This window comes from Streptomyces sp. NPDC094147, from assembly GCF_044764265.1.
In the GTDB taxonomy this organism is placed as follows: Bacteria; Actinomycetota; Actinomycetes; order Streptomycetales; family Streptomycetaceae; genus Streptomyces.
Genome location: NZ_JBIWHT010000023.1, coordinates 20855 through 37138 on the forward strand (window position 1 = coordinate 20855; position 16284 = coordinate 37138).

Sequence of the window (16284 nt, forward strand, 5' to 3'; positions counted from 1 at the left end):
ACGGGGGTTCGGGGGCGGAGCCCCCGCGGTGCTGGGGCGGTTGTGGGGGCGGTCACAACGGCGCGGGTTTCCGGGCGGGCGCGCGCACCTGAGAGAATGCTGGGCATGGCCTCGACTCGCCCGCCCGTCACCCACCACCACCCTCAGGGGAATGGCTCCGCCATGCAGCGTCGTCCGCGAGTGCTCTCCGGAATCCAGCCCACCGCAGGCTCGTTCCACCTCGGCAACTACCTCGGCGCGGTCCGCCAGTGGGTCGCCCTGCAGGAGTCCCACGACGCGTTCTACATGGTCGTGGACCTCCACGCGATCACCGTCCCGCAGGACCCGGCCGAGCTGCGCGCCAACACCCGCCTCGCCGCGGCCCAGCTGCTCGCCGCGGGTCTCGACCCCGAGCACTGCACGCTGTTCGTCCAGAGCCACGTCCCCGAGCACGCCCAGCTCGCCTGGGTGATGAACTGCCTCACCGGCTTCGGCGAGGCCAGCCGCATGACCCAGTTCAAGGACAAGTCCGCCAAGCAGGGCGCGGGCAACGCGACCGTCGGCCTCTTCACCTACCCGGTCCTCCAGGTCGCCGACATCCTGCTGTACCAGGCCGACCAGGTCCCGGTCGGCGAGGACCAGCGCCAGCACGTCGAGCTGACCCGCGACCTCGCCGAGCGCTTCAACGGCCGCTTCGGCGAGACGTTCACGATCCCGGCGCCGTACATCCTCAAGGAGACGGCGAAGATCTACGACCTCCAGGACCCGTCGATCAAGATGAGCAAGTCGGCGTCGACGCCGAAGGGTCTCATCAACCTCCTCGACGAGCCGAAGACGACGGCCAAGAAGGTCAAGAGCGCGGTCACCGACACCGACACGGTGATCAGGTACGACGCCGAGAACAAGCCCGGCGTCTCGAACCTGCTCACCATCTACTCCACCCTCACCGGCAAGACCGTCGCCGAGCTGGAGGCCGAGTACGAGGGCAAGATGTACGGCGCGCTCAAGACCGAGCTCGCCGAGGTGCTGGTGGAGTTCGTCACGCCCTTCAGGACCCGTACGCAGGAGTACCTGGACGACCCCGAGACGCTCGACTCGCTGCTCGCCAAGGGCGCCGAGAAGGCCCGCGCGGTCGCCGCCGAGACGCTGGCGGCTGCGTACGACAAGGTCGGCTTCCTGCCCGCCAAGCACTGAACCCGAGGGGCGGCCGGTGCCCTGACCCGGGGCACTGGCCAGACGGCGGTGCGGCCGTCACACTGCACACTGACGTATCCGGGACCGACCTGTCCGGACATGACTGAGGAGAACGACGTGGGGACCGTAACGCTCGGCGTTTCGATCGCGGTCCCGGAGCCGTACGGCAGCCTGCTCCAGGAGCGGCGCGCGGGCTTCGGGGACCCCGCCGCACACGGCATCCCCACGCATGTCACCCTCCTCCCGCCGCACGAGGTCGAGGCGGAGCGGCTGCCGGAGATCGAGGCGCACCTGTCCTCGGTCGCGGCGGCGGGCCGCCCGTTCCCGATGCGGCTCGCGGGCACGGGGACGTTCCGTCCGCTCTCCCCGGTCGTGTTCGTCAAGGTGGTGGAGGGCGCGGGCGACTGCGCGTGGCTCCAGCAGCGGGTACGGGACGAGGCGGGCCCGCTCGTGCGCGAGCTCCAGTTCCCCTACCACCCCCATGTGACGGTGGCGCACGCGATCTCCGAGGAGGCGATGGACCGGGCGTACGAGGCGCTGGCGGGGTTCTCGGCGGCCTGGACGTGCGGCGGCTTCGCCCTCTACGAGCAGGGTGCGGACGGGGTGTGGCGCAAGCTCCACGAGTACGCCTTCGGCACGGGAGCAGCGGGCGTCCCACCCCAGGGAGCCTCCCTGGACGCCCCCTCCCTGCGCTGACCAGCCAAAATCCAGCCCCTCATGGGGGTCCCCCCCTGGCCCTTCAGGCCTTGGGGGAGTTTGAGGAGCGGGGGTCCGGGGGCGGAGCCCCAGGGCTCGGCGCTCTCAACCCCCGTCACGGGCGGGCGGGTGGGCGAACCCCCCCCCGGGTCATACCGGCAGGCGTCGGAACACCCCCCGCGGCGCATGCCTGAGCGCTGACATCACCACCCTCAGCGCCCCCGGCACCCACACCACCTCCGCCCGCCTGCGCAGCCCCGATTCGATGGCCAGGGCCACCGCCTCGGGGGTGGTGGCGAGCGGCGCCTGGGCGAGCCCCGCCGTCATCTTCGTGCGGACGAACCCGGGGCGTACGACCATCACGTGCACCCCCGTACCGTGCAGCGCGTCCCCCAGACCCTGCGCGAACGCGTCGAGCCCCGCCTTGCTCGACCCGTAGATGAAGTTGGCGCGGCGGGCCCGCTCGCCGGCCACCGAGGACAGCACGACCAGCGAGCCGTGGCCCTGCGCCTGGAGGGCCTTCGCGCAGATGAGGCCCGCCGAGACCGCGCCGGTGTAGTTGGTCTGCGCGACCCGTACCGCCGCGAGCGGCTCGCCCTCGTCGCGGGACTGGTCGCCGAGCACCCCGAACGCCAGCAGCACCATGTCGATGTCGCCCTGGGAAAACACCCTGCCGAGCGCGCCCTCGTGGGAGACGGCGTCGAGCGCGTCGAAGGAGAGCGTGTGGACGTCCGCGCCCAGTTCGCGCAGCCCGGCCGCCGCCGCGTCCAGGGCGGGGGAGGGGCGGCCCGCGAGCCACACCGTACGGGTGCGGCGGGCCACGAGGCGGCGTGCGGTGGCGAGGCCGATCTCGGACGTGCCGCCGAGCACGAGCAGGGACTGCGGGGTGCCGAATGCGTCCTTCATCAGGGGGCTCCTTCTCGGGAATCGGGCGTGGGGCAGGGCGGTTCACAGGGCCGGGCGGCGGTTCACAGGGACAGGCGGCGGCTCATGTCCGAGGTGAAGATCCCCGACGGGTCCAACTCGGCGCGCAGCGACCGGAATTGGGGCAGCTTCGGATACATGCGCTCCACCAGCTCCCCCCGCATCCGCGCGTCCTTCGCCAGGTAGACGCGGCCGCCCGCGTCCGCCACCTCCTCGTCGAGTTCGTCGAGGAACGCGCCGAGGCCCGGCAGGTTCGCGGGGATGTCCAGGGCCAGGGTCCAGCCCGGCAGCGGGAAGGACAGCCAGCCGGGGTCGCCCTCGCCGAAGCGTTTCAGTACGGCCAGGAAGGACGGGCAGCCGCGCCGGGAGATGCGCCGCACGATCGCGCGCAGGGCGTCCTCCTGCCCGTACCCGACGACGAACTGGTACTGGACGAAGCCGCCCCGGCCGTAGACGCGGTTCCAGTGCGGCACCCCGTCCAGGGGGTGGAAGAACGTCGGGATCCGCTGGAGCTCGCCGGTCCGGCGCCGGGGTGCCTTGCGGTACCAGAGTGCGTTGAACGCCGATACGGAGGCCCGGCCGAGCAGTCCTTCCGGCAGGAAGGAGGGGGCGGCCGGGAGCCGGCCGGGGCGGAAGGCGAGCGGGGTGCGGCGGGCGCGGGGCGGCAGGGCGTCCAGCGGCGCGTGCTCACCGCGGGTCAGCACCGCCCGCCCGGTCCCGGCGCCCCGCGCGAGGAGGTCGATCCACGCCACCGAGTAGCGGTAGCGGTGGTCGGTGGCGCTCAGCCGGGCCATCAAGTCGTCCAGATCCGCCGCCCGTTCGGTGTCGACCACCATCAACGAGCTCTGGACGGGCAGGAGTTGGGCGGTCGCCCGGAGGATCACGCCCGTCAGGCCCATGCCGCCCGCCGTCGCGTCGAACAGCTCGCTGCCCGGCACCACGGTGCGTACCGTGCCGTCCGCCGTGAGCAGTTCCAGCTCGTGCACATGGCGGGCGAAGGACCCCGAGACGTGGTGGTTCTTGCCGTGGATGTCGGCGCCGATCGCCCCGCCGACGGTGACGTACCGCGTGCCGGGCGTCACCGGCACGAACCAGCCGAGCGGCAGCAGTACTTCCATCAGCCGGTGCAGGCTCACGCCCGCGTCGCAGACGACCACGCCCGCATCGGCGTCGATGGTGCGGATGCGGTCGAGGCCGGTCATGTCGAGGACCGCGCCGCCCGCGTTCTGCGCGGCGTCGCCGTACGCCCGGCCGAGCCCGCGGGCGATCGTGCCGCGCGTCCCGCACGCCCGCACGGCGGCCGCGGCCTCCTCGTAGCTGCGGGGGCGCAGCAGCCGGGCGGCGGTGGGGGCGGTGCGCCCCCAGCCGCTCACCGACGTCGGAGCGGCGGATGCGGGCTGTACGGGGTCGGGTGCGGCGGTGGCCTCGGTGTCGGCGGACATGAATGCGACCGTATCGCCTAACTTGCCCTGTTTGTCGCAATCACTCGCGCCGGTATGCGTCGTTCGCCCCGGCGCATCGCTCACCGAAATGGGTGATTAGGTGGGTGTCGGTACCTTTTGTCCCAAATCTGCCTTCCTCGGAGCAGGAGAGTCGCCCATGGCCTACGGCCAGTTGGCGGGGCCGACGTCACGGAAGAGGGGTGGCAGATGCAGAAGCCGTCGTGCACCGACGCCGACCAACGGCTCCTGGCCGCACTGCGCGACTGCGGCACGGACCCACGGGTGGCCGCCGCCGCCCGCGCGCTGTCCCGGGCCGGTGAGCACGGCGCGCTCTGGCTCGCGGCCGGGCTCGCCGCGGCCGCCGCCGACCGGGACCGGCGCGGGGCCTGGCTGCGCGGCACCGCCCTGGTCGCCGCCGCCCACCTCGCCAGCATGGGCGTGAAGCGGGTGGTGCGCAGGCCCCGGCCGCACCTGGTGGCGGGCGAGCCCCTGGTGCGTACCGCCGGGCGGCACTCCTTCCCCAGCTCGCACGCGACGTCCGCGGCCGCCGCGGCCGTCGCCTACGGGGCGCTGCGGCCGGCCGGCGCGCGCCTCGTGCCGCCGCTGGCCGCCGCGGTGTGCGTGTCCCGCCTGGTCGCCGGGGTGCACTACCCCAGCGACATCGCGGCGGGCGCGCTGCTCGGCGGTGTCACCGCGCGGGCCGGCGCCGCCTGGATGCGCAAACCGCTCGAAGGGCGGCGCGGATGACCGAGCCCGGCGCGGCACTCCTCGACGACCCCGGGCCGCTCTCACCGGCCCGGCGCCTGCTCGCGCTGCCCGGCGGCCTGGTGCGCACCGCCCGGCCCCGCCAGTGGATCAAAAATGTGCTCGTGGTGGCCGCGCCCGCCGCCGCCGGCCGGCTCACCAGCCCGCATGTGGTCGGCCAACTCGCCCTGGCCTTCGGCCTGTTCACGGCCGCCGCGTCCGCCGTCTACCTCGTCAACGACGCCCGCGACGCCGACGCCGACCGCGCCCACCCCGACAAGTGCCGCCGCCCGGTCGCCGCCGGGCGGGTGCCGGTGGCCGCCGCCTACGCGACCGGCGGGGTCCTGGCACTGCTCGCCCCGCTCGGCGCAGCCCTGACCTGCAACGCCATGACGGCCGCGCTCCTCACCGCGTACGTCGTCATGCAACTCGCCTACTGCGTCAAGCTGAAGCACGTCCTCGTCGTGGATCTGGTCGTCGTCACCGCCGGGTTCCTGATGCGGGCCATGACCGGCGGGGTCGCGCTCGGCATCCCGCTGTCCCGCTGGTTCCTGATCACCGCCGGGTTCGGCGCGCTGTTCATGGTCTCCGCCAAGCGGTACTCCGAGGCCGTCCAGATGGAGGGCCACGGCGCCGCGACCCGCTCGCTCCTCGACGCCTACACCACCGGCTATCTGCGCTTCGTCTGGCAGCTCGCCGCGGGCGTCGCGGTGCTCGCCTACTGCATGTGGGCGCTGGAGAGCGGCGGCGTCTCGAACGGATCGCTGCTGCCCTGGCGGCAGTTGTCGATGGTCCCGTTCATCGGGGCGATCCTGCGGTACGCCGTCTTCGCCGACCGGGGCAGCGCGGGCGCGCCCGAGGACGTCGTCCTGCACGACCGCGCGCTCGCCGTCATCGGTCTGGTGTGGGTCGCGATGTACGCGCTCGCGGTGGCCGACCTGTGAGCATCGCCAGGTCCGAGGTGATCGGGTTCGCGCTGGCCGGGATCTGCGCGTACGCCGCCGACCTCGGGCTCTTCGTGTGGCTGCGGTCCGGGCTCGGCTGGGACCCGATCGCCGCCAAGTGCCTCTCGTTCGTGGCCGGTTGCACGGTCGCCTACCTCGGCAACGCGTTCGGCACCTATCGCCGGCGGCGGGTCGGCCGGCGCGAGTACGCCGTGTTCCTCGCCGTGAATATCGCGGGCGCGCTGGTGCAGTTGCTCTGCATCGCGGTCTCGCACTACGGCCTCGGTCTCACATCACCGCGCGCCGACACCCTCTCCGGTGCGGTCTTCGGCATGGCCCTCGCCACCTGCCTGCGATTCTGGGGTACGAGAACGCTGGTCTTCGGCCGGGGGCCGGGCAGTCGGCCCGCGCAGGACACGGCCGAGGTCGGAGAGGGTAGTCGTACGTCATGGACTGGCTGAAGAAACTCCCGGTGGTCGGGCCCTGGATCACCCTGCTCATGCGGACCCACGCCTGGCGTTCGTACGAGCGGCTCGACCGGGTCCACTGGTCCCGGCTCGCGGCCGCCATCACCTTCATCAGCTTCCTGGCGCTCTTCCCGCTGCTCACGGTCGGCGCCGCCGTGGCGGCCGCGCTGCTCTCCACCGCACAGGTGCACAAACTCCAGAACACCATCGCCGAACAGGTCCCCGGCATCTCCGACCAGCTCAACCTCCAGACGCTGATCAACAACGCCGGGACCGTGGGCGGCGTCGCGGGCGCCCTGCTGCTGCTCACCGGCATCGGCTGGATCGGGCAGATGCGCGGCTGCCTGCGCGTGGTGTGGGACATGGAGGAGGCCGACGAGGGCGAGAACCTGTTTCTGCGCAAGCTCAAGGACGCGGGCGTCCTCAGCGGGCTCGGTGCCGCGGGCCTCGCCTCCGCGGCGGCCTCGTCCATCGGCTCCACCGCGGTCGGCTGGACCGCCGGCCGGCTCGGCATCGACCAGGGCGCCGCGGGCGGGGTGCTGCTGCGGATCGCGGCCATCGCGGTCGCCGTCCTCGCCGACTTCCTGCTCCTGCTGTACGTACTGACCCTGCTGCCTGGCGTGAACCCGCCGCGCCGCCGCCTGGTGGTGGCCGGGCTGATCGGCGCGGTCGGCTTCGAACTCCTCAAGCTGCTGCTCGGCGGCTACATGAAGGGCGTGGCCGCCAAGAACATGTACGGGGCCTTCGGGGTGCCCATCGCGCTGCTGCTCTGGATCAACTTCACGGCGAAGCTGCTCCTGTTCTGCGCGGCGTGGACGGCCACCCCGTCCGAAGAGAACGCCCCGGAACTCAGCTCTTCCGCAGCGGCCAGCGACGATTGATGAGGAACACCGCGCCCGCGACGAGCACCAGCGCGCCGCCGGTGACGGCGAGCGCGATGCCCACGCCGCCGCTCTCGCCCTTGGCGGCGGCGCTCTGGCCGGTACGGGTCTTCGCACCGCCCTGGGCGGCCGTGGCCGAGCCGTCGCCGTCCCCGGCCAGCGCCGACTTCGGCGGGACCAGCTCACCGACCGGGGTCACCTTGCCGTAGGCCGCGAACCCCCAGTCGAGCAGCCGGGCCGCCTCCTTGTAGACGGCCTGGCTCTCGGTCGGCTGGGGGTTCATGACGGTGACGAGCAGTACCCGGCCGCCCCGGTCGGCGACCCCGGTGAAGGTCGCGCCCGCGTTGGTGGTGTTGCCGTTCTTGACGCCCGCGATGCCCTTGTACGGGCTCAGACCGAAGTCGCCGGTGAGCAGCCGGTTGGTGTTCTGGATGTCGACGCTCTCGCGCTTCTTGTCCTTGCCCTCGGCGCCCGGGAACTTCGCGGTCGCCGTCGCGCAGTACTCGCGGAAGTCCTGCTTCTGGAGCCCCGAGCGGGCGAACAGGGTCAGGTCGTACGCGCTGGACACCTGGCCCGGCGCGTCGTAGCCGTCCGGCGAGATCACGTGGGTGTCCAGGGCCTGGAGTTCGTCCGCGTGGTCCTGCATGTCCTTGACGGTCTTGGGCACCCCGCCGTTCATCGAGGCCAGTACGTGCACGGCGTCGTTGCCGGAGCGCAGGAACACCCCGAGCCACAGGTCGTGCACCGAGTACGGCAGGTTCGGCTTGACCCCCACCAGACTGCTGCCGGGGCCGAGCCCGGCGAGCTCGGCCGGGGTGACGGTGTGCTGCTCGTCCTTGGGGAACTTGGGCAGCACGGTGTCCGCGAAGAGCATCTTCAGGGTGGAGGCGGGCGGCAGCCGCCAGTGCGCGTTGTGCGCGGCGAGCACCTGGCCGCTCTTGGCGTCCGCGACGATCCACGACCGGCCCGTCACGTCCTTGGGCAGGACGGGCGCGCCGGCGCCCAGGCGTACCTGGGTGCCCGGCTCGCCGAGCTGGTCGCCGCCGACCTTCGACATCTCCGCGGGCGGCGGGTCGTTGCGGGGCGCGCCGGGCGCGCCGGGAGTGCTGGACGCGGCCGGCTTCTCGTCCTGGGGCAGCGCGGCGGCGGGGGACGCGGCCAGGGCGGGCAGCAGGGCGGCGGCCACGGCGACGGACAGGGCGAGCCCGGTGGGCCTCTTCGGCGCGTAGGGATGCGATGCGCACTTCTTCACGGCAGACACGATCGAGAACGTACAGGCTGTGCACACCGATCCGATCACCGGACGGATGACCCGTCGCACGCGCCCACCCGGCCGGAGGCGCGGGGCGGCCGGGACGGATGCTGAACTCGACGCGCACACGGCAGACGCCGTGCGGATTCCGACTGACGTCGGGAGTTGTCCCGGCCGGGGCTTTCGCGTGCACCGAGACGGCCTGTACGGCGCCGTGAGGGGCGTTCGATACCCAACCGAAGCCAGAGCCCTGGGCGTGCGGCAAAATCTCAGGTTTCGTCGGCTGAGCCTCGTCCCTCTGTGGCCAGTGCCTTCATTCCCTGATACGCCTCACGCAGATCCAACGCTTCCGGCAGTCTCTTCGACTCCACAGCATTGACGACTTCAAGTGCACGCCAGTGGTTCGACGGAACGATACGACCGGAAAGGATCGCCCTCTGAGCCGCATTACACGCTTCGTCAAGCCGGTCACTTCCCAGCAAGGCCAGGGCCAAATCAATGTTGGCTGACGCGACCCTGCGTGGCCATTTATGGATGTTATCTCCGGGGGAAAGCCTTGAAATCACTTCTCGCGCATACGTTTCGGCTGCCGGATCGCCAACCCATGCCAAGGTGGTCGCTGTGTATGAGAGCGACTTCCCCGGATCGTATTGATAGTGATGCTCGGCGCCTTTTCGTCGATCTAGCGATGCGGACATGCGCTGCACTTTTTCGATGGCAGCATAGGTCTGTTTTGCTTCGCCAAGGCGTGCGCTCGCTCTTCCTTCCTGCGCCGTTGCCTGAATGGCAACCGAACTTCCGGCCGGTGCGAAGCTCTGAGCAATTCGCGACAATTCGAGCGCGCGAGAGTATTCACCATCTGTCAAGACGCGCCAAGCGTCAGTCTCGTAGCACCAGGCATTAATTTCGGCGTGACCGGCTTCCGCTGCGAGTGTCGCGGCGGTTTGCAGGCGAGCCGTGGCGGCGTACTCCTGGTTCAGGTCGATATGCAGCGTCGCTCCCAGGAGCTGGAACCAGCCGCCGACGACCAGCAGGCGGCGATGTTCACCAAGCGTCATGCGGGAGTCCATAAGATGGGCCACGTAGGACGAATGACGACGCACGCGTTCCAGTAGTTCCTGTGGAGGAGACACGGGATATTTCGTGGCCAAATCATCAAAAGCGTGCTCTAGCCTGTTGAGTGTTTCCGTGCCGACATCGCTCGCTTGTACGCGTCGAGCCAATTCCAACGCCTCGAATTCGTCATCGTGGGCGAGGCTGGAATTCGTCAGAAATTCGTTTGCCGACAATTGAGGCACGCGAGTGTCTGGAATGAACAATGCGTCAAGTTCTTTGGCGGTGATCTGAAGCACTTTCGCGAGCTTCGGCCTCTGCCATGGCTGGGGCTCAACTTCTCCCTTTTCCCAACGCTGAACCGTTGAACGATCGACCTTCAGAACTTCCGCAAGGCGTTCTTGGCTGTAGCCGCACGCCTTCCGCCGTGCGGCAAACCGCTCCCGCTTGGTCATCTGTCGTCCTCTCCGATCGCGTGCTGTCCGCCCAGCTCAGCGTATCCAGTGCAGCCCTGATGAGGCCCTTGCAGAGCGAATGTGCAGCGGGAATGAGGCCTTTCTGCCGTGGCTCTGTGCCGCGCAGCCCGGTTGGCTGTGAGGGCCAGCCACCTGGCGATGGTTTGAGGAGTGATCGCGATGGGCTCTGAGTGGCGAACCGAGGGAGCTGACGACGAGGTGGAGTTGGCCACGCTCATAGAGGCGGGTGGCTTCTGGCGCCTGGTCCCGGAGTGGGTCCCGCGCACGGGATACGCAGCGCCAACCAGTAAGACACTCAAGGCTGTTGAGGCGGGACTGCTGAGGCGGCTGGAGCGGTGAACGCCCGGGAGCCGAAGCTTCACGACATCGTCACGGACGCCACAGGGCGCGTAGGACGCGTCATGGGCCACGTGGGTCGGACGCATCCATCTCGACCGCTAACTGATGGGCGTGAGTGGGCGGTTGACCCCAGATCCGTCTAACTCACCACCCAATCCGAAGCGTTGAGCGCAGCCGTCCCCAAGCCAACCGCAGAAGTCGAGGAGAGATCTAATGTCGCCGACCCCGCGCACGCAGCAGTGGCGGGATGCCACGAAGGAAGCTGAGCACGCCAGCCGTGCCCTGCAAGATGTGCTTAGCCGGCTGGGCGCCGAACCACACGTCGTACGCAAGGTCCTCGGGGGGCCGGGGCACCGTAATGTGCCGATGGTGGCGATTCCCAATCTGCCCGCCGACGTGGTGGAAGAGCTCGCGGAAGTCGCCCGAAAGGGGATGGGCTACCCACGTCCACGGGGCACGTAGCAGGCGTGGTCATGGTCTTCGTGGGCGTCGCCCTCCCCGCGGCGCTCATCGTCTGGGCAGCAACCGGACACCTATGAACTTCCGCTCTCTGAGCGGAGCGCAACCCCCGCGCGTGACCACTACCGGTTTCCCGGCGCGCGGTATGGGCCGCCCGTGATCCGGAGCCTCTTCTGCCGGTAGGTGGTACCAGCAGCGGGCTCCGGGTCGAGCCAAGGCAGGACCGTCACCCGGGGACCCGCTGTAACCCAGACTCCGTCCCTGCCGGGATATCCGACGCATCGTGTCCCCCACGGTCGTTCGGACCCAGCAGGGGCGGATCGCAAGACGGCGCGGGGACCGCTTCCCCGCAGGTATGGCGAAGGGAAACGAACCATGACCGTACGGCCCGAGTTCGAGTTCGTGCGCACGGCCGCGTGCAGGGATGCGAAAGTGAACAACTGCCCGGAGGTGGCGATGAACGTTCCGGGCGTCGTCGCCCTGCGCGACAGTGACCGGCCGGGCATCGTCGTCACAATGACGGCGGCGCAGTGGTCGAACCTGACGACCGCGGTGAAGGCCGGAGAGTACGACCTGAGCGCCTGAGAGCAGGTCCGGTGGAACACTGCCCCCGCTGCTCTGCCGAGTGCCCCACCGACCCGGAGATCGGGTTGCCGTGGTGTGCACGGTGCGGGAAGTTCTTCGGGATCACTCAGCCCTCTTGCCGGGGTCTGTGGTGGTGGCGCAGCGCTGAGACCCGGGCCCCGGTCCGGCCCCGCAGTCACTGAGCAGAACTGCCTGCAACGGCCCCGTCGGTACGTCGCTTCGGCGTGCCGGCGGGGCTGTCTGCTGTCCGGGGCGCATGGGCGGGGCCTCTACTTGTTCGCCCGAACGCCCCGAAGCCCGATAACGCCAATGACCGTCCCGAGGATGAACGAGACGATGGCGAGCGTCAGGTGGACCCAGAAGTACGCCGTGGGCTGGCCGTGGTCGAAGGCGAGCCCGCTGGCGTCGGCCCATAGGTTCTTGGCGAAGGTCACCCAGACCACCCAAGACCAGACCCCGAACGCGAGCAGGAACCAGGAGACGCGGCGGCTGAGCTTCATGGGGAGTCCTTCGGGGTGGGGTGGCCGTGCCCTGCCAGTATCGGACTGGCCCGCCTTCGTTGTGCAGCAGGGTCGGGGGACGGGCGTGGGAGCCATCGGGTTCCGGTCGCTGCGGCAGCTCAAGCGTGAGCGGGCGGCTACGGAGAGTTCCGTCACGCTCGGCTAACGAGTGGCTGTGAGTGGAACGTTGACCCTTCCACGATGTGAAGGCCGTGTGATTGGGTGAGCGCCGTCACAGACGCCGCGTGCTGACTCCGCGCGTCGACCAGGGGTGGGGCGTTCCGAGGAGATCACGGCGATGCGGTCGATCCGTATGCGGATGCTGGCTATTGGTGCGGCAGTGGTGGTCGCCGGTGTCGGCGGCTGGCAGCTGCTGCCCTCCGACCAGGCGAAGAAGGCGCCGATCGTCGTCGGCACCACCGACGTGATCACCTCGCTCGACCCGGCGGGCGCCTACGACGCCGGTTCCTGGGCGGTCTACAACAACGTCTACCAGTCGCTGCTCACCTTCCGGCCGGGCAGCTCGACCCCGGTCCCGGACGCCGCGAAGAGCTGCGAGTTCGTCGGCCAGAAGCTCCAGACGTACCGCTGCGCTCTGCGGGACGACATCAGCTTCTCCAGCGGGCGCAGGATGACCGCCGAGGACGTGAAGTTCTCCTTCGACCGGGTGCTGACGATCAAATCCAGGGTGGGTCCCGCGCCGCTGTTCTCCATGCTCGGCTCGGTGGACGCCGAGGGGGACACCGTCACCTTCAACCTGAAGAGCAAGGACGCCACCTTCCCCTCGAAGCTGGCCACCGGCGCGGGCTCGATCGTCGACAGCAGCCAGTACCCGGCGACCGGGCTGCGCACCGGCGACTCGGTGGTCGGCTCGGGCCCGTACCTGCTCAAGGAGTACAAGAAGGACGCCACGGGCCGGCCGGTGAGCGCGAGCCTTGAGCCCAACCCCGGCTACAAGGGCGCGGTGACCAAGAAGGGGCTGCCGGTCACCGTCCACTACTTCGCCGAGTCCGACCAGCTGAACGCGGCCTGGCAGGCCAAGCAGGTCGACGTCACCCACCGCGAGATGCCGCCCTCGGTGCTCTCCAAGCTCTCGCCCGGCGACCCGAACCTGCGGATCACCACCTCGCCCGGCTACGACATCCGCGAGCTCAACTTCAACGCGAAGTCGGCGAGTCCGGTCGCCAAGACCAAGGTCCGCGAGGCCGCCGCCGCCCTCATCGACCGCCCGGCCCTCGCCGACGCCGTCTACAGCGGCACCGTCGAGCCCCTCTACTCGCTGATCCCGCAGGGTTTCACCGGGCACAGCACCGCCTTCTTCGACGCCTATCCGAAGCCCGACCCGGCGAAGGCGAAGGCGCTCCTGAGGGCGGCGGACGAGCAGCTGCCGGTCCGCTTCAACCTGGCCTACCGCAAGCTGGGCGCCAACGGCGCCGAGGCCGAGCAGATCAAGCGGCAACTGGAGCGGGACGGCATCTTCCAGGTCGACCTGATCGCCGAGGCCGACTGGCCGAAGATGCAGGACAACTTCGCCCAGGGCAAGTACGACGCCTACACCGCGGGCTGGCTCGCCGACTTCCCCGACCCGGACAACTTCGGCCAGCCGCTCGTCGGCACCGGCAACAGCCTCCACAACAACTACTCCGACAAGGAGAGCGACGGCATCATCCAGCGGACCCAGGAGTACACCGACCGGGGCCGCGCCGCCGACGACTTCAAGGCGCTCCAGGACAAGGTCGCCCAAGACGTTCCGCTGATCCCGCTGTGGCAGGGCAAGAACTACGTACTCGGCAGCAAGGACATCAGCGGCTCGCAGTACCTCTCGGACGGCACGGGCGTGTGGCGGCTGTGGGAACTGGGCTGGATCTGAGGAGGCGGGAGGGGCGGGCCGGTTCGATCGGGCCGGGTTCGCCCAAAGGGCTTTTGTCCAAGGAGTCACCGGTTCTGCTCCATTGACCGCGCTCGGTCACACTGCTTCCGTCGGGGGATGCGCCTTTCCCGTCGTACGCTCCTGAGCTCACTCGCCGGATCGGCCCTCGCCCTCGGGGCGGGCACCGAGGCCGGGTACGCCGCCGAGACCGGGTCCGTGGCCGCCCGGGGCCCCGCCGCGCGGGCGCTGGCCCGGCTGCTGCCCCGCCATCGCGAACAGGTCACCTTCCGCACGGTGCCGCGCGCGGCCGGCCGAGACCGCTTCCGCGTCTCGGGCGGGGCCGGCCGGATCCTGGTGGAGGGCAGCACCCCGGCCGTTCAACTCACTGGATTCCACTGGTACTTGAGGCATGTGGCGCACGCCCACATCTCCTGGGCGGGCGAGCAGACCCGGCTGCCGAACCGGCTCCCGGCACTGCCCGAGCCCATCGAGCGGACCGCCAACGTCACCCACCGCTTCGTCTTCAACGACACCAATGACGGCTACACCGGCGCCTACCGCGACTGGGCGTACTGGGAGCGCGAGCTCGACGTCCTCGCCCTGCACGGCTACAACGAGGTCCTCGTCTACCTCGGCGCGGACTGCGTCTACCACCGCACCTTCCTCCAACACGGCTACGCCGACGAGGAGTTGCGCGCCTGGCTCCCGGGCCCCTCGCACCAGCCGTGGTGGCTGCTCCAGAACATGGCGGCCTTCGGCGGCCCGGTGTCCCAGCAACTCCTGGCAGCCCGCGCCGAGTTGGCGCGCCGCATCGTCGCCCGGCTGCGCGAACTCGGCATGACGCCGGTGCTGCCCGGCTACTTCGGTACGGTCCCGCCCGGCTTCGCCGCCCGCAATCCCGGTGCCCACGTCGTGCCGCAGGGCGACTGGGCGGGCTTCCCCCGGCCCGGCTGGCTCGACCCGCGCACGGACCACTTCGCCCGGATCGCCGAGACCTTCTACTGCGTACAGGCCGACCTGCTCGGCGCCACGTCCATGTACAAGATGGACCTGCTGCACGAGGGCGGCACCCCCGGCGACGTGCCGGTCGGCGCGGCGGCGCGGGCGGTGGAAACGGCGCTGCGCACCGCGCACCCCGGCGCGATCTGGAACATCCTGGGCTGGCAGTCCAACCCGCGCCGCGACATCATCGAAGCGGTCGACAAGACGAAGCTCTTCATCGTGGACGGCCTCTCCGACCGCTTCCCGTCGGTCACCGACCGCGAGGAGTCCTGGGCGGGCGCGCCGTACGCCTTCGGGTCCATCTGGAACTTCGGCGGCCATACGGCGATGGGCGCGAACGCCCCCGACTGGGCCTCCCTGTACGAGAGGTGGCGCACCAAGCCGGACAGCGCCCTGGACGGCATCGCGCTCATGCCGGAGGGCGCGGACAACAACCCCGCCGCGTTCGCCCTCTTCTCCGACCTGCCCTGGACGGACGGCCCGGTCGACCTGGAGAACTGGTTCCGGGAGTGGCCGCGCTACCGCTACGGATCCGCCGACCGGCACGCCGCCGACGCCTGGGACACCCTGCGCCGCACCGCGTACGGCACCACGCGCGCGGACTCCTGGAGCGAGGCCGCGGACGGCCTGTTCGGCGCCCGCCCCGACCTGAAGGCGGCCTCGGCGGCGTCCTGGTCCCCGCACCAACTCCGCTACGACGGAGGAGAGTTCGCGAAAGCGCTGCCGTCCCTGCTGGCCGCGGCCCCGGCCCTGCGCTCCTCGTCGGCGTACCGCTACGACCTGCTGGACGTCACCCGTCAGACCCTCTCCAACCACTCGCGGGTGCTGCTCCCGCGCATCCGGGCGGCGTACGAGTGCGGCGACAACGCTGTCTTCTCCCAGCTGACCGATGAGTGGCTGCGCTGCCTGGCCCTGCTGGAGCGGGCGGTGGCCACGGACCGGGGGCATCTGCTCGGCCGCTGGATCGCGGACGCGCGCTCGTGGGGTGCGACGGAGGCGGAGAAGGACCGGCTCGCGTACGACGCGGTGTCACTGCTCACGGTGTGGGGAGCGCGGGCCGGGGCGGACGGCGGGGGGCTGCGGGACTACGCGAACCGGGAGTGGTCCGGCCTGGTGGGCGGCCTCTACACGCTGCGCTGGCGCACCTACTTCGACACCCTGTCGATGTCGCTGACCTCGGGCCGCCCGCCGGCCCCGGTCGACTGGTACGCGCTGGAGGACACATGGGTGCGGACGCATCCGGCGTACGAGGTGGAGCCTCGGGGGGACATCGTGGGGGTGGCGGGGGAGGTGCGGGTGGCGCTGGGGCTGTGAGGAGTGGGAGTCCAGGGGGGCTAGGGGGTGTCCGGTGGGTCAGGGCCGGATAGGGCGCGGCGGCTGGTGCGGTGCATCGCAAGGCGCCGGAGCGTTTCGATAGCGGAGCTATCGGGACGGTTCGGCAACGCGGCGAGGTGCCGTGCCAGCCGCCGCGACCCCG

The 16284-nt window shown here is 70.5% G+C and carries 14 protein-coding genes; 9 read left to right on the top strand and 5 right to left on the bottom strand.

Annotation, left to right across the window (positions count from 1 at the left end; all coding sequences use genetic code 11):
* Positions 1 to 162: 162 nt before the first annotated feature.
* Together trpS and ACIQ8J_RS27060 are read left to right on the top strand one after the other, a co-directional pair.
* A complete protein-coding gene (gene trpS / locus ACIQ8J_RS27055; protein ID WP_403268616.1) occupies positions 163 to 1173 on the top strand; it encodes a tryptophan--tRNA ligase in 1011 nt (336 codons plus the stop codon).
* Positions 1174 to 1290: 117 nt separating this feature from the next.
* Positions 1291 to 1869: a 2'-5' RNA ligase family protein gene (locus ACIQ8J_RS27060; RefSeq protein WP_403268619.1), complete on the top strand. Its 579-nt coding sequence runs from the start codon at positions 1291 to 1293 to the stop codon at positions 1867 to 1869.
* A gap of 150 nt (positions 1870 to 2019) precedes the next feature.
* Here ACIQ8J_RS27060 and ACIQ8J_RS27065 read toward each other — a convergent pair whose 3' ends face one another.
* Positions 2020 to 2775 (bottom strand): decaprenylphospho-beta-D-erythro-pentofuranosid-2-ulose 2-reductase, encoded by a 756-nt coding sequence (locus ACIQ8J_RS27065; RefSeq protein ID WP_403268622.1) that lies wholly within the window; start codon positions 2773 to 2775, stop codon positions 2020 to 2022.
* A 62-nt stretch (positions 2776 to 2837) separates the two neighbouring features.
* Positions 2838 to 4235: an FAD-binding protein gene (locus ACIQ8J_RS27070; RefSeq protein ID WP_403268625.1), complete on the bottom strand. Its 1398-nt coding sequence runs from the start codon at positions 4233 to 4235 to the stop codon at positions 2838 to 2840.
* Positions 4236 to 4442: 207 nt separating this feature from the next.
* On the opposite strand from ACIQ8J_RS27070, the gene ACIQ8J_RS27075 reads away from it, so the two are divergent.
* The 4 genes from ACIQ8J_RS27075 to ACIQ8J_RS27090 are packed head-to-tail and all read left to right on the top strand — an operon-like array spanning position 4443 to position 7271.
* The gene (locus ACIQ8J_RS27075) at positions 4443 to 4982 is read left to right on the top strand and encodes a phosphatase PAP2 family protein (protein WP_403268628.1); all 540 of its coding nucleotides are present in this window, start codon (positions 4443 to 4445) and stop codon (positions 4980 to 4982) included.
* Positions 4979 to 5923, top strand: coding sequence for a decaprenyl-phosphate phosphoribosyltransferase (locus ACIQ8J_RS27080; protein ID WP_403268631.1), 945 nt, complete (start codon positions 4979 to 4981; stop codon positions 5921 to 5923). The genes ACIQ8J_RS27075 and ACIQ8J_RS27080 overlap by 4 nt, the downstream gene beginning before the upstream one ends.
* Complete coding sequence (locus ACIQ8J_RS27085) at positions 5920 to 6384, top strand: GtrA family protein (RefSeq protein ID WP_403268634.1); 465 nt, start codon at positions 5920 to 5922, stop codon at positions 6382 to 6384. The genes ACIQ8J_RS27080 and ACIQ8J_RS27085 overlap by 4 nt, the downstream gene beginning before the upstream one ends.
* Complete coding sequence (locus ACIQ8J_RS27090; RefSeq protein ID WP_403268637.1) at positions 6372 to 7271, top strand: YihY/virulence factor BrkB family protein; 900 nt, start codon at positions 6372 to 6374, stop codon at positions 7269 to 7271. The genes ACIQ8J_RS27085 and ACIQ8J_RS27090 overlap by 13 nt, the downstream gene beginning before the upstream one ends.
* On the opposite strand, the gene ACIQ8J_RS27095 is transcribed toward ACIQ8J_RS27090, so the two are convergent.
* Together ACIQ8J_RS27095 and ACIQ8J_RS27100 are read right to left on the bottom strand one after the other, a co-directional pair.
* Positions 7240 to 8532: a D-alanyl-D-alanine carboxypeptidase family protein gene (locus ACIQ8J_RS27095; protein WP_403268640.1), complete on the bottom strand. Its 1293-nt coding sequence runs from the start codon at positions 8530 to 8532 to the stop codon at positions 7240 to 7242. The two genes, ACIQ8J_RS27090 and ACIQ8J_RS27095, sit on opposite strands and share 32 nt — an antisense overlap.
* A 260-nt stretch (positions 8533 to 8792) precedes the next feature.
* Positions 8793 to 10031: a helix-turn-helix transcriptional regulator gene (locus tag ACIQ8J_RS27100; RefSeq protein ID WP_403268643.1), complete on the bottom strand. Its 1239-nt coding sequence runs from the start codon at positions 10029 to 10031 to the stop codon at positions 8793 to 8795.
* A gap of 1194 nt (positions 10032 to 11225) precedes the next feature.
* On the opposite strand from ACIQ8J_RS27100, the gene ACIQ8J_RS27105 reads away from it, so the two are divergent.
* A complete protein-coding gene (locus tag ACIQ8J_RS27105; protein ID WP_403268645.1) occupies positions 11226 to 11435 on the top strand; it encodes a DUF397 domain-containing protein in 210 nt (69 codons plus the stop codon).
* Between the two features lie 269 nt (positions 11436 to 11704).
* Here ACIQ8J_RS27105 and ACIQ8J_RS27110 read toward each other — a convergent pair whose 3' ends face one another.
* Positions 11705 to 11935 (bottom strand): SCO4848 family membrane protein, encoded by a 231-nt coding sequence (locus tag ACIQ8J_RS27110; protein WP_403268649.1) that lies wholly within the window; start codon positions 11933 to 11935, stop codon positions 11705 to 11707.
* Positions 11936 to 12233: 298 nt separating this feature from the next.
* Between ACIQ8J_RS27110 and ACIQ8J_RS27115 the strand changes: the two genes are divergently transcribed.
* Together ACIQ8J_RS27115 and ACIQ8J_RS27120 are read left to right on the top strand one after the other, a co-directional pair.
* A complete protein-coding gene (locus tag ACIQ8J_RS27115; RefSeq protein ID WP_403268652.1) occupies positions 12234 to 13805 on the top strand; it encodes an ABC transporter substrate-binding protein in 1572 nt (523 codons plus the stop codon).
* A 117-nt stretch (positions 13806 to 13922) separates the two neighbouring features.
* Entirely contained in the window at positions 13923 to 16121 is a 2199-nt protein-coding gene (locus tag ACIQ8J_RS27120) for an alpha-N-acetylglucosaminidase (RefSeq protein WP_403268653.1), read from the top strand.
* Positions 16122 to 16284 lie beyond the last annotated feature (163 nt).

Coding starts and splice junctions, on each gene's coding strand:
- trpS (WP_403268616.1), top strand. CDS start 163: ATGCAGCGTCGTCCGCGAGTGCTCTCCGGAATCCAGCCCACCGCAGGC.
- ACIQ8J_RS27065 (WP_403268622.1), bottom strand. CDS start 2,775: ATGAAGGACGCATTCGGCACCCCGCAGTCCCTGCTCGTGCTCGGCGGC.
- ACIQ8J_RS27070 (WP_403268625.1), bottom strand. CDS start 4,235: ATGTCCGCCGACACCGAGGCCACCGCCGCACCCGACCCCGTACAGCCC.
- ACIQ8J_RS27075 (WP_403268628.1), top strand. CDS start 4,443: ATGCAGAAGCCGTCGTGCACCGACGCCGACCAACGGCTCCTGGCCGCA.
- ACIQ8J_RS27080 (WP_403268631.1), top strand. CDS start 4,979: ATGACCGAGCCCGGCGCGGCACTCCTCGACGACCCCGGGCCGCTCTCA.
- ACIQ8J_RS27090 (WP_403268637.1), top strand. CDS start 6,372: ATGGACTGGCTGAAGAAACTCCCGGTGGTCGGGCCCTGGATCACCCTG.
- ACIQ8J_RS27100 (WP_403268643.1), bottom strand. CDS start 10,031: ATGACCAAGCGGGAGCGGTTTGCCGCACGGCGGAAGGCGTGCGGCTAC.
- ACIQ8J_RS27105 (WP_403268645.1), top strand. CDS start 11,226: ATGACCGTACGGCCCGAGTTCGAGTTCGTGCGCACGGCCGCGTGCAGG.
- ACIQ8J_RS27110 (WP_403268649.1), bottom strand. CDS start 11,935: ATGAAGCTCAGCCGCCGCGTCTCCTGGTTCCTGCTCGCGTTCGGGGTC.
- ACIQ8J_RS27115 (WP_403268652.1), top strand. CDS start 12,234: ATGCGGTCGATCCGTATGCGGATGCTGGCTATTGGTGCGGCAGTGGTG.
- ACIQ8J_RS27120 (WP_403268653.1), top strand. CDS start 13,923: ATGCGCCTTTCCCGTCGTACGCTCCTGAGCTCACTCGCCGGATCGGCC.